We start from the raw sequence: 12200 nt of genomic DNA, 5'->3' as shown, positions 1-12200 counted from the left end.
TAGTGTGAAGAAATACTTAGTTGCAGTTATATTCTTATTTATCCTTGTCGGATGTGGAAATGATAGTGAAACAAACGAGCAAGCAAAATCACCGGATAACACGGAAGCACAGTATACCGTTGTTTTTCGGGGGTTGGACTTGCAGACGGAAGCTAATACTTATACCTTAACTGGTGAAGTGCGAGCTGAGAATGAGCAATTCTATTATCACCTAGAGCAAGGGGATGAGGAATTGCACCCGGAAACAGTTTACGAATTAGAAGGAGAACCGGGAGTTTGGCAAAGTTTTGAAATCACCGGGGAAATCCCGGAATCTTCTTTTGAAAAGGAAGAAACACCGATCTTAACGTTATATGGTAAATCTCCAGACGGCGAAGTACTCCACCCGAATTTTATCCCGATTGATATCACTGAATAAAAGAACAAAAGGAACTTCCATCAATGAGAAGTTCCTTTTTTCTATGTATTAATAGCCGTGTTTCTCGATCATTTCAATAACGCGCGGGGATAGTTGCTCCCACTCTACATCAAAGTGTTTATTGACGGTAATAAAGTTCTGATAGCCGAAAACGTTATCTACACCCTCAATGGTCATTAAATCATTTAAAATATCATATTCACTCGTATCTCCTGGCATGAGCGAATAGCTTTTTGTACCTTCAAAAATGACTTTATCAGATGTGAATTTCATCGCGTTTGGGTTTGGAGTACCCTCCATACGAATTGCCATCCTACACACTCCTCTTTTGTTCATACTTACTCATATAGTAGCAGATAAAGAGGAAATTATAAAGTAAAACTTCATACTGTGGTAGGGGTCGATGCTTAGAGTGTGCCAAGGCGGGTGTTGTGTTAGAACTCGCATTATGAGTTGGTGTTCCTTCTTCACTTAATGTTTAGTTAAAGAGATTCGAAAATTTATGGGCTGTGTATCAATTTATAATTCTTTAGTTTTTTACGCTTTGAGGGACAGCACGTTAAAGGGAACAAGGCTGGGAATTTACCACATATGATTAGAGGTAAGCCCCAGCCTCGTTACTATTTATAGCTGCTCGTTATTTGTTAATTGCTGTTCCAATTGCTGTAGTTCTTTTTGTTCTTCGGGCGTTGCTTCCTGGTAAGCTGCTTGGATTGCGTGTTGAACTGCTTCCTTGTCTGCTTCGGTCACATTTTCACCCATATTCATCATATCCATTACTCGTTGTCTAGCTTGCTGGAATAGTGATTGTTGTTCCATCTAATATCCTCCTCGTTTTTTCGCAAGTAAAAAGGGAAACGCTATTCACGTTTCCCTTTTAGTATGAACCCTTTTATTTTTGCTATGCATACGCTCGTTTTAATTTGGTGTGTTCACTTTTAATTTTAAATATTCCTCTAAAAATGCTCCGATGCCATCTTCTTCGTTTGTTGCAGTGACATGTTTGGCGAGTGATTTCAGCTCATCAATTGCATTTCCCATAGCAACACCGACGCCAGCATAATCAATCATTTCCAAATCATTGTCCTCGTCCCCGAATGCTATAATCTGGTCTTTCGGAATATCGAAGTAATGCGCGATTTTTTGAAGACCAACTGCTTTATTCATACCTTTTTTAATGATTTCTATGACGTTCCACGGCGCACCCCATTTACGGTGCTCAATCACTTCAGCATGGTAGCCGTCAAGGTGGCTTCTCAATTGCTGCACTTGTTCTTCCTCTGGATAAACGAGGATCGATGTAGGATCTTCCTCAAGTTTTTGCTTTAAGTTTCCAATTACATAAGGGGCTTCATTTTCAATTTCATCAAAGAAGCCAATCAGTTTGCTGTCGAAGGAGTCGATATACACATCATCCAGCACTTCAGCTAAGATATTATTGACACGTAAGTCATGGCAAGCTTCAATAATCTTATGTGCTGTCCGGATTGGCATCGGGTTATGTAATGCATCCCAGTTTCTGTTTTGCGGATGGTGGATAAGAGCCCCGTTGAAGTTTACCATTGGTGTATCTAATCCAAGCTCATAATAATAATTAATACTGGCCCGGTGTGGTCTTCCAGTCGAGATAACTACTATATGTCCCTCTTCTTTTGCTTTGAAAAGCACTTGTTTCGTTCGTTCACTAATCTTCTTATCATCTGTCAGTAATGTCCCGTCTAAATCGAGCGCAATCATATGTTTTTTCATAATTTTTCAATCACCTCATCTTGTAACTAAGTCTATAAGAGAAAGGCCTGTAAGTAAAGTAAATTTATTTTAACAGCAGTCAGTTTATCACGCATTAACGGACTGTAACACTCCCACTTCTAAACATGAGGGAAGCCCAACAGGTGAAGGTGAGGGATATACAGTTCGTAAATCCCTGATTCTGTTCAACTAACATTCAGTGGGGAGATAAGGACCCCTACTGAATGAAGTTTCACTTTAGCAGGTTTCAGACTGGCGGACGAGTTTAAATATCGGTAACATAGGAGTGAGGTGAAAAGTGATGATTGGAATAGTGAAAGAAAAAATAGGAAATATACCGAGTTTAATCGTTGTAGAAACCAAAGATAAGGATAAAGCATTACCGACTGTCATCTTTTTCCATGGCTTTACAAGTGCAAAGGAACATAATCTCCCGATAGCCTTCTTACTTGCTGAAAAAGGTTACCGTGTCATACTTCCTGATAGCGAACTTCATGGAGAAAGGGAAATCAATACATCCGAACGGAAACGACAAATATCTTTCTGGGATATTGTACTTAAAAATGTACAAGAGTTGGAACAAATCAAAAAGGCGCTGGATGCAGAAGGCTTGATTTTGGATGATAGAGTTGGTGTAGCGGGAACGAGTATGGGGGGAATTACAACATCAGCAGCATTAACTCAATATGAGTGGATCAAGTCAGCCGTTATCTTGATGGGTTCCCCACGCATTACAACATTTGCGAAAACACTCGTCGAAAGCTTCAAAAAAGAGGGAGCCTTGCCAGTAACCGACGAACAAATTGAAGCATTGTACGATCAACTGGAGAGATGTGATTTATCCCTTCAACCGGACAAGTTAAACGGGCGGCCAATATTGTTCTGGCACGGCGGGCAGGATACAGTTGTTCCATTTGATCACTCGTATACATTTTACGATGAAGTAAAAAAGCAGTATGAGAATGAAGAAGATATCCAGTTTATCAAAGAGGCAAATGCCGGACATAAAGTAAGCAGGCGTGCTATCCTAGAATTAGTAAAATGGTTCCGTGCGAATCTGTAACAGTTTATACGGATTCAAATACTTAATATTTTACTGGAATTATGGTTTAATAAAGAAAAGAAGGGAAAAAGGAGGTTCGTAAAATGGATGAAGCGACAAAAGAGTATCTAATGGGAGCACTGGAAAATGTGATTGACCCTGAATTAGGTATAGATATTGTTAACCTCGGTTTAGTTTACGATGTTGATCTTGATGAAGAAGGTTTATGTACGGTTACGATGACCCTAACAACGATGGGGTGCCCGCTTGCCGGTCATATTGAACAGGACATTAGATTTGCCTTAGCCGATCTTCCGGAAGTTAAAGAGACGAAAACAAATATCGTATGGGATCCGCCATGGGGCAAAGACAAAATGTCCCGCTATGCTAAAATAGCACTGGGCATCCCGGATTAATCTAACATGAAACATAAAGAAAGCAGCTACCAAGACGGAGCTGCTTTTTAAAATGATAACTCAACAGTCATTTGAGAGTTAGGTTATAAGAAAAAGATTACAAGCAATCCAACAACGACACAGTAATAGGAGAAGTATTTCAGATTACCATGTGCCATAATATTCATAAACCACTTCAATGCAAAGTAAGTCGCAACAAAAGAAGTAACAAAGGCAATGATATTCGGAATGAGTAGCGCTTGGAACTCCGGACTTGCAACCAATGACGGAACTTCCAGAATGGTTGTCCCTAAACTGACCGGAATATAAAGTAAGAATGCAAAGCGTAGTGCGGTATCCTGTCTCATCCCGACAAGCATCGCGGAAACAATACTTGCACCAGAACGGCTGATTCCCGGTGTAACGGCAACTGCTTGGGCAAGACCGACAATTACAGCATCTTTCATCGTTAAATCGCCCTCAAGTCGTCTCCCGCGAAGATTACGGATGAACCAAATAGCTACTGCTGTAATTAATAAAGTAACACCAACTACATTTGTCCCGCTCAACACTTCTCCAAGATAATCGCCAAATAATACACCGACCACACCAACCGGAATAGTTGCAATTACGAGATAAACGACAAACATAAAGTCACTTCTTGCCGTTTTATCTCTTTTAAATAGAAATAGGTACGTATTTTTGATTAGTCGGATGATGTCCTCCTTGTAAATTAATAAAACAGCGAGTAATGAAGCGAAGTTTACGAAAATCTCAAATGAAAGTCCTTTTGCCTCAATCCCAAAGAGCTCGCGGAAAATAATCAAATGTCCGCTTGAAGAAATTGGAATCGGTTCGGTAACCCCTTGTACAAGTCCAAGAATGAAATACTGAATAATAACAATTAAATCTTGAATGAAATCCATCCTATTCTCCCCTTCAATACATCGAATCCATCCTCAAATAGACAAGTTCCTATTTTTAACTAGGTGAATAGTCTAATTGGTGAGGAGGGTTGATTGATGTGACAATGAAACATGATTCTAAAAAAATGTATGAACAATGTAAAAAACATATGCATTCTTATGTGCTTATTGAAACGATAGAAGGGGCTCGTATTGATGGCATCATCACTGGCTTAGATGATGAATATGTATATATGGCCGTTCCTATCGATGCACAGACACAAATGGCAGCAGCCCCTCATGATGAAGGGCATGATTACCGGCAATTTGGACCATATGGCTGGTATGGACCAGGATTTGGGTATGTTCCTCCAAGACGGTTCAGCCGGGTGATTCTTCCACTCGCAGCCCTTGCAACACTTGGCTTACTTGCGTGGTATTAATACAAATAACAACCCCTTGCCACTTTCCTTGGCGGCAAGGGTTTGTTATTTGTTAATTTTTCTTCTCTTTTAATATTACGTCGCCCATCAAGAAAGTGACAATCATAAAAATCACTGCCAAAATGACCGCTTCAGATAAGATGAATGGTTCACCAGCCATACTTGTTAGCACGTATGTAACAGCCGCACTAATTAGCAGTGACCAAATAATCGTGAAGATGTAACGCATATTCTACACCCCGCATTTCAAAAATTTCATATGTAAAAAGATTGAATGCTACTTAAATAATATCCTTCTATAGTTTAACAAAGAACGAAAAAAAATAAAAGCCTTAATCCTGACATATACTAATGAAAAGGAAGATTGACTCTACACTTGTTAGAACAAAGGCGCAAGCGCCCTTATAGGCTAAAAACGCGATCGTCTTCGCAACGCCTGGGACTGCGATTACTCGTCCCACCGAAGAGCGTTTGTACTAGCACATCCTGTGCGTCGTAGCAACGTACAAACTGTGCCTCCCAGGACGGGAGGTAGTTCGATGTTGCCCCAGGACGGAGTGAACTTAATCGAACTTCCCCTTTACGGAATGAGATAAAGGAAATACAACGAACGATAGTGAGTTGATGTTGACTTATCGATTGGAGGAGTGTGAAGTTTGCTAGTTGCTGGGCGCTGGAGCCGGACGTGGCTAGTCCTGGATACCTAAGTTATCACAGTATTTTTGTTTTAAAGCTTCTTATGTTTTAAAAAGGGGGAAACAAGCACGATGGAAGTCCTTGTTTTCAATGTTTCACACTGGATTGGCTATCATATTGCCAATCGACTATTGCAGGAAGGGTATAAAGTAAAGGGAATAGAGGGGGAGGCATTCAATAATCATCTAATAGATTTTTTCTTAAGAAACAGTAACTTTGAATTAATCACAAGGAGAGCTGAAATAACTATTCCGCTTGCGATCTGTGTGGGAGAGATACCTGAACGAGTCGAATGCAATTATGATCAACTTATTCAAATCAATGGAAAAAAACCCCATTCTACAGATACAATAGCAATCCACATCCCTTATTTATTTGGTGAATGGATGCCGATGACAAAAGAAGCATGTTACATTGGAGGAAATCGCATCCGTTTTTCTTCTCAAGAGTTTCTCGATGAAGGCGTGTATATTAAAGATTTTCTTGAATTATTGCTCAAGTTGTTGGAAAGTCCACCAGCAGGTCAAGTATTTTTTGTGAGATCTGCACGAAATCAAAGTTTAAAAGGGAAAAAACTTGAAAAAACTTTCCTAGTAGATGAAAATATTGCTATAGAAAAAAATTTAAATCAAGTAAAGGAACATTTTCATAAGTTCCAAACTCTTTATCCTATCGTGGAAGATAGACTTGAATAACATATAACCAGGAGGGGCAGTATGAAAAAACAACTGATAGTCACCATTATAATAATGATTATGATACTGCCTGGCTGTAATTATTTTTCAGATGATAATAATTTGCAAAATGCAGGAATGCTGTTTGAATCGGAAATTGCAGGAAATGCTTGGAATGAGAAGGGATACGAAGGCTTACTTGCGATTGAGCGGGAATTCAATATCGATGTCTTTTATAAGGAAAATACTAGTAAAGAAAATGACGTTCTTCAAGCTGTTGATGAATTTGTCCAAGAAGGTGTCAATCTGATTATTGGGCATGGAAATAGTTATGGACACCACTTTGTCGATCTAACGAAAACGTATCCGGAAGTACAATTCATCTATATGAACGGGGACTTGTATAATCCGAAAGTTACAAGCTTAAATTTCGATTCCCATGCGATGGGTTTCTTTGGTGGAATGGTTGCTGGTGAAATGACAGAGACTGATGAAATTGGTGTGATTGCTGTCTTTAGTTGGCAAGCTGAACTGGAGGGTTTTTATGAAGGGGTAAAGTATCAGAACCCGAAAGCGGAAGTTCATATTGATTTCGTCAATGATTGGGATGACAAAGAACAGGCGATGATCATTTATAATGAATTTGTAGCAGCAGGGACGGATGTTATAGTTCCAGTCGGAAATGCGTATAGCAAGGCAGTAATTGAAGCGGCGGCAAAAGATGATATTTATTCGATTGGTTATGTTGCAGATCAGCATGAGTTGGCGCCGGAACATGTACTTACGAGCATGATTCAGCATGTCGAAGCTGTTTATCTGAATGCAGCTGAGGATTTTAATGAAGAAGCATTGATGGGCGGAATCCGTTCTTATGATTTTCATGATGATTACATCACATTAGGCATGTTCAATGAGAAGATAAACAGTAATTTTGAGAAAAAAATCACAGAAGCGATAGAAGAATATAAGAAAACGAACTTGCTGCCCATTGAGAACTAAGGAGCATGTTAGAATCTCCCTCTTGTCAGGAGGGATTTTTTGCTTTAAAATTAGTACCAAGTCATAATATTTACTCGTATAGATTTCTTTTAACAGAAGCGATGCAAAATAGATTGTTAGTATTAGTTAAACCTCGGGAGGAAGTATGAAGGAGATGTTAAAATGAATGTAGGTATCTTGGGAACTGGCCATTATGTACCGACAAAGGTCATGACGAATAAAGACATGGAAAAGATTGTAGACACAACAGATGAATGGATCCGCACGCGAACTGGAATTGAGGAAAGAAGATTTGCAGAAGATGAAATCGACACATCCGATATGGCTTATCACGCTGCAAAGGAGGCGCTTAAGGAAGCAAATATTTCTCCAGAAGAAATTGATTTAATCCTAGTTGCAACGGTGACGCCAGATACACCATTTCCATCGGTTTCCTGTATGATTCAAGATCGGCTCGGTGCAACAAATGCGGCGGCACTAGATCTCGGAGCCGCATGTGCCGGGTTTGTATATGGCCTTGTAACAGCTACACAGTTTGTCAAAGCAGGTGCGTATAAAAACGTGCTTGTTGTCGGAGCGGATAAGCTTTCTAAAATTATTGACTGGGAAGATCGTTCAACTTGTGTTCTCCTGGGTGATGGTGCAGGTGCCATTGTTGTTGGTGAAGTTGGAGAAGGGAAAGGAGTCCTTTCTTTTGAATTAGGTTCGAAAGGTTCTGGCGGGAAAGATTTATTACAAAATAAAGAAGGATTTATGGAAATGAATGGGCGAGAGGTATTTAAATTCGCTGTCCGTCAGATGCCGGAATCAACGGTAAATGTTGTAGAAAAGATTGGCCTTCAGAAGGAAGATGTGGATTACCTCGTTCCGCATCAGGCGAATATTCGTATCATGGATGCAGCAAGAGAACGTCTCGGTATGGCTTCAGATAAAATGGCCAAAACGATAACGAAATATGGAAATAATTCTTCCGCGTCTATACCTATGGCTTTATCTGAGTCTGTAAAGAATGGTAATATCAAAGATAATGATTTAATCGTATTAGTCGGATTTGGCGGCGGGTTAGCATGGGGAGCTGCGGCAATCCGCTGGGGAGTCTGATTAGATTGGAAAGGAGCAGAACAATGGATGAAAGAAGAGTAGTAGTAACTGGCCTAGGTGCAGTAACTCCGGTCGGTAATGATGTTACAGCAATGTGGGACAGCATTAAAAATGGAAAATCTGGAATCGATATTGCAACTCGTGTTGATGTGGAGCAATATTCAGCGAAAGTTGCCGCTGAGGTGAAGGGCTTTACACCGGAAGATTATGTGGAGAAGAAAGAGGTCCGTCGTATGGACCCATTTACACAATATGCGGTGGCAGCTGCGAAAATGGCTGTAGAAGATGCAAAGCTTGTCATTGATGATAGTAATGCACACCGGGTAGGTGTCTGGATTGGTTCTGGAATTGGCGGGATGAAAACATGGGAAGATCAGCATTTGAAGTTGATTGAAAAAGGCCCACGCCGGGTCAGCCCATTTTTTGTGCCAATGATGATCCCTGATATGGCGGCAGGACAAGTCTCCATTCAGTTGGGTGCAAAAGGAATTAACTCTTGTACCGTAACTGCTTGTGCCTCTGGAGCAAGTTCGATAGGTGATGCATATCATGCGGTCAAACGCGGTGACGTTGATTATATTATCGCAGGTGGGACGGAAGCACCGATTTCCAACATGGCATTTGCCGGTTTTTCTTCCGCGAAAGCTTTATCAACGAACCCGGATCCGAAAACCGCAAGTCGCCCATTCGATAAAAACCGCGATGGGTTTGTAATGGGGGAAGGTGCGGGAATCTTAATTCTTGAAACATTGGAATCCGCTTTGGAACGTGATGCGACTATTTACGGGGAGATTGTCGGTTATGGTGCAACAGGGGATGCATATCATATTACCGCCCCTGCAGAGAACGGGGAAGGAGCGGCCCGCGCAATGCAAATGGCAATTGATACTGCCGGGATTTCGCCGAATGAAGTCGATTATATTAATGCGCATGGAACAAGTACAGATTTAAATGATAAATATGAAACGACTGCAATTAAAGCAGTATTTGGCGATCATGCGTATAATCTTACCGTTTCTTCGACAAAATCGATGACGGGACACTTGCTGGGAGCTGCTGGCGGGATTGAGTCTGTCATTTCCTTAAAAGCAATTCAGGAAGGGATTGTACCTCCAACCATCAACTATGAGACACCAGATGAGGAATGCGATCTTGACTATGTACCGAATGAAGCGAGAAAACAAGATGTAAACGTCGTTGTAAGTAATTCGCTTGGATTTGGCGGGCATAATGTGTCATTAGTATTTAAAAAATACAAGGCTTAATAAATGAAGAAGCTGATCCTTTTGCGGTCTGCTTCTTTTTGTTTACCTTTATTGAGACCAAGCATTAAAAACACGGGACAAGCATACGATGTAACAAGAAGCGGGACGATTGACTGGTCCATATGGGTGGTGTTTTCATGTTCTATATATTTTGGTTTCTAATCGGTTTTGGCTTAACGGTCACTGGCGGAGTCACGTTCATTGGTTATCTTAATTTGCTTCCTGCCGGGGTATCCTGGTTAGAATTTCTGCAATTTATTACACTGCGAATAGAATGCTATTTTTTCCCTATTGGTATCGTCATTATGCTGCTTGTTCTGTATCGCTACCCGAATAATTCCTAAACCGTTACGAGCGGATGAGAATAAATTCATTCTTTATTGGTCATAATGATTCTAGATTAATTTTCCAAAGAGGTGAGGGTGAAATGCTATATTTACATGATGTTTGGGTAAATTGGTTTGAAAGTGAAGAGAACGGTTATCAAGTTGCCCGTTACCATGAGTGGAGGAAGGAAGATAAGATCGAATTATTGGACCAGACACCTTTGTTATACATAAAGAATGATCTATTTGAGTATATTGAGAATGATTTGCAAGAGATTCCGGAGAGCCTATTAGATACAATTTATAAACGTTCATACAACCGGAAAGGCCAGAACCGGAAAGCTATCGAATATGCTTGTGTCATTACGAACGGGGTGGAGACCCTCGCATTTGATACGATTGGTTATACCATTCCTGTTCGAAAAAGCCGGCTTATTCCAAGGCAGGAGCAGCTCGTCTATGATATGATCAAATCTGCAAAAGCTCAGAATTACGGTTTTAAAAAGAGAAATTACAAGAAAGAGTATCATATTTTATCGATGTCACCTGAACAAGTATTTGGCTTAACGCGGCGGGAGCGAGAGATTAAACATATCCTTATGATAGCCCTTGATCAACTGAAAAGTTCCGGAAATCTGGAAGAGTTGAGATACTGGTTGACTGAATGGGACCCGAAGCTTTACCCGACAGTGAAATTTCTAAACGCTGATGCAGCGTGGGAAAAGCTCTATTCCGGTATTAAGGAAGGATTTAGCAAAAATCATGAAGAATTCTGTGAAAAGATTGTCCGCGGTCAGCCATTTTTAGAAAAACTGTGGGACTTGGAAAAGGAATATGCACAAGACACATCAAAATCTTGAAAAACATACCGATTCACCACTGGAAAGTGAATCGGTATTATTATTTATTTTTTCACACGTCCCAAGCCCATTGCTTTCTTCGCTTTGGCCACAGTTTTATTGGCGATTGCGGAGGCACGATCTGCTCCCTCGTCAAGAATCGTATCAAGCTCAGGAGAGTCGATTAACGCTTTGTATCTTTCTTGGATAGGCTCAAGAAGATTAACCACAGCGTCAGCCACACCTTGTTTGAAATCCCCATAACCTTTCCCTTCATATTTCTTCTCCAACTCCTCAATCGATTCACCAGTACAGCTCGAATAGATTGTTAACAGGTTGGAAACGCCGGGTTTGTTCTCTTTATCATATTTGACAATTCCTTCAGAGTCAGTCACTGCACTCTTGATTTTCTTCTCAATTTGTTTCGGCTCGTCAAGCATGGAAATAAATCCTCTTTGATTTTCGTCCGATTTACTCATTTTCTTTGTCGGCTCCTGTAGCGACATGATACGCGCTCCGACCTCCGGGATACGGATCTCCGGGATGGTAAAGATATCATTGAAACGATTATTGAATCGCTGTGCAAGGTCCCGCGTCAATTCCATATGCTGCTTCTGGTCATCGCCAACAGGTACAAGATTCGCCTGATACAGCAGAATATCTGCCGCCATGAGCGCAGGATAGGTAAGTAATGCTGAGGACACAGCTTCCTTTCCTGTCGATTTATCTTTATACTGGGTCATTCGCTCCAATTCACCGACATAACTGATCGATTGCAGCATCCAGCCGAGCTGTGTGTGTGCTGGAACCTCCGATTGGATAAATAATGTCGCTTTCTTAGGATCAAGCCCAGAAGCCAAATACAGCGCTGCAAGCGAACGGATATTTTTCCTTAATTCCAAGCGATCTTGCGGCACAGTAATAGCATGTTCATCTACAATGCAGAAGTAACATTGATATTCGTCTTGAAGCTCCACGAACTGGCGGATCGCTCCTAAATAATTTCCAAGTGTCAATGTCCCACTCGGCTGAATTCCTGAAAAAATCGTTTGCATACGAAACACTCCTTTAAATTGTCCATAAAAAAAGCCCATTCGCATCCCTATGGAAGGGACGAATGAACCGTGGTGCCACCCTTATTATCCTGCTTTTACAGGATCACTCAAATGTTAATATAAGCTCAGAAGCCCAATTCCAATTTGCCTTGATACTTGTTTCCACCAACCACAAGCTCTCTATCATTCAGCGGGCAATTGTACTATATCTCCGTCATTGCTTGAAATATTTATTTTAATTTATTATATAGAGTTTTTGAGGGGAATGCAAGGCAAGGGGGAGAAGAAAGAGA

The 12200-nt window shown here is 40.8% G+C and carries 17 protein-coding genes and 1 other annotated feature; of the genes, 10 read left to right on the top strand and 7 right to left on the bottom strand.

All coding sequences use genetic code 11. The features are described from left to right. Window positions 1-4 precede the first annotated feature (4 nt). Entirely contained in the window at window positions 5-418 is a 414-nt protein-coding gene (locus SPD53_RS05415) for a hypothetical protein (protein ID WP_188857762.1), read from the top strand. A gap of 48 nt (window positions 419-466) precedes the next feature. Here SPD53_RS05415 and SPD53_RS05410 read toward each other — a convergent pair whose 3' ends face one another. The 3 genes from SPD53_RS05410 to SPD53_RS05400 all read right to left on the bottom strand — a co-directional run bounded on the left by SPD53_RS05410 (window position 467) and on the right by SPD53_RS05400 (window position 2167). After that, window positions 467-730 (bottom strand): NifU N-terminal domain-containing protein, encoded by a 264-nt coding sequence (locus tag SPD53_RS05410; RefSeq protein WP_188857760.1) that lies wholly within the window; start codon window positions 728-730, stop codon window positions 467-469. Window positions 731-1042: 312 nt separating this feature from the next. Next, window positions 1043-1237: a DUF3813 family protein gene (locus SPD53_RS05405; RefSeq protein WP_156854592.1), complete on the bottom strand. Its 195-nt coding sequence runs from the start codon at window positions 1235-1237 to the stop codon at window positions 1043-1045. 99 nt (window positions 1238-1336) lie between these two features. Then, on the bottom strand, window positions 1337-2167 hold the full coding sequence (locus SPD53_RS05400) for a Cof-type HAD-IIB family hydrolase (RefSeq protein WP_336251852.1): 831 nt from the start codon (window positions 2165-2167) through the stop codon (window positions 1337-1339). A 301-nt stretch (window positions 2168-2468) separates the two neighbouring features. Here SPD53_RS05400 and SPD53_RS05395 point away from each other — a divergent pair, with 301 nt between their 5' ends. After that, entirely contained in the window at window positions 2469-3230 is a 762-nt protein-coding gene (locus SPD53_RS05395) for a prolyl oligopeptidase family serine peptidase (protein WP_336251878.1), read from the top strand. Between the two features lie 83 nt (window positions 3231-3313). Further along, entirely contained in the window at window positions 3314-3625 is a 312-nt protein-coding gene (locus SPD53_RS05390; protein WP_156854588.1) for a metal-sulfur cluster assembly factor, read from the top strand. Window positions 3626-3708: 83 nt separating this feature from the next. Here SPD53_RS05390 and SPD53_RS05385 read toward each other — a convergent pair whose 3' ends face one another. Beyond that, a complete protein-coding gene (locus tag SPD53_RS05385) occupies window positions 3709-4521 on the bottom strand; it encodes an undecaprenyl-diphosphate phosphatase (protein ID WP_370459698.1) in 813 nt (270 codons plus the stop codon). Between the two features lie 113 nt (window positions 4522-4634). Between SPD53_RS05385 and SPD53_RS05380 the strand changes: the two genes are divergently transcribed. Beyond that, on the top strand, window positions 4635-4952 hold the full coding sequence (locus tag SPD53_RS05380; protein ID WP_188857855.1) for a hypothetical protein: 318 nt from the start codon (window positions 4635-4637) through the stop codon (window positions 4950-4952). Between the two features lie 52 nt (window positions 4953-5004). On the opposite strand, the gene SPD53_RS05375 is transcribed toward SPD53_RS05380, so the two are convergent. Continuing rightward, window positions 5005-5181, bottom strand: a complete 177-nt coding sequence (locus SPD53_RS05375) for a DUF2929 family protein (RefSeq protein ID WP_156854584.1) — start codon at window positions 5179-5181, stop codon at window positions 5005-5007. 538 nt (window positions 5182-5719) lie between these two features. Between SPD53_RS05375 and SPD53_RS05370 the strand changes: the two genes are divergently transcribed. The 4 genes from SPD53_RS05370 to fabF all read left to right on the top strand — a co-directional run bounded on the left by SPD53_RS05370 (window position 5720) and on the right by fabF (window position 9687). Then, a complete protein-coding gene (locus SPD53_RS05370) occupies window positions 5720-6343 on the top strand; it encodes a hypothetical protein (protein ID WP_336251851.1) in 624 nt (207 codons plus the stop codon). Between the two features lie 21 nt (window positions 6344-6364). After that, the gene (locus SPD53_RS05365; RefSeq protein ID WP_336251850.1) at window positions 6365-7321 is read left to right on the top strand and encodes a BMP family ABC transporter substrate-binding protein; all 957 of its coding nucleotides are present in this window, start codon (window positions 6365-6367) and stop codon (window positions 7319-7321) included. 162 nt (window positions 7322-7483) lie between these two features. Continuing rightward, entirely contained in the window at window positions 7484-8422 is a 939-nt protein-coding gene (locus SPD53_RS05360) for a beta-ketoacyl-ACP synthase III (protein ID WP_156854578.1), read from the top strand. A 23-nt stretch (window positions 8423-8445) separates the two neighbouring features. Further along, entirely contained in the window at window positions 8446-9687 is a 1242-nt protein-coding gene (fabF, locus tag SPD53_RS05355; protein WP_336251849.1) for a beta-ketoacyl-ACP synthase II, read from the top strand. On the opposite strand, the gene SPD53_RS05350 is transcribed toward fabF, so the two are convergent. Beyond that, the gene (locus SPD53_RS05350) at window positions 9684-9809 is read right to left on the bottom strand and encodes a hypothetical protein (protein WP_336251848.1); all 126 of its coding nucleotides are present in this window, start codon (window positions 9807-9809) and stop codon (window positions 9684-9686) included. The genes fabF and SPD53_RS05350 overlap by 4 nt on opposite strands. 15 nt (window positions 9810-9824) lie before the next feature. Between SPD53_RS05350 and SPD53_RS05345 the strand changes: the two genes are divergently transcribed. Further along, a complete protein-coding gene (locus tag SPD53_RS05345; protein ID WP_156854574.1) occupies window positions 9825-10031 on the top strand; it encodes a hypothetical protein in 207 nt (68 codons plus the stop codon). Window positions 10032-10114: 83 nt separating this feature from the next. Continuing rightward, the gene (locus SPD53_RS05340) at window positions 10115-10873 is read left to right on the top strand and encodes a DUF3603 family protein (protein WP_156854572.1); all 759 of its coding nucleotides are present in this window, start codon (window positions 10115-10117) and stop codon (window positions 10871-10873) included. Window positions 10874-10917: 44 nt separating this feature from the next. On the opposite strand, the gene trpS is transcribed toward SPD53_RS05340, so the two are convergent. Beyond that, window positions 10918-11907: a tryptophan--tRNA ligase gene (gene trpS / locus SPD53_RS05335; RefSeq protein WP_188857751.1), complete on the bottom strand. Its 990-nt coding sequence runs from the start codon at window positions 11905-11907 to the stop codon at window positions 10918-10920. Between the two features lie 51 nt (window positions 11908-11958). After that, window positions 11959-12134, bottom strand: a binding site (T-box leader). Between the last annotated feature and the right edge of the window lie 66 nt (window positions 12135-12200).

The sequence above is a fragment of the Oceanobacillus sp. MO10714A genome, assembly GCF_037072045.1.
GTDB lineage: Bacteria > Bacillota > Bacilli > Bacillales > Amphibacillaceae > Oceanobacillus > Oceanobacillus indicireducens.
This window is presented reverse-complemented; position numbering and strand designations above follow the sequence as displayed.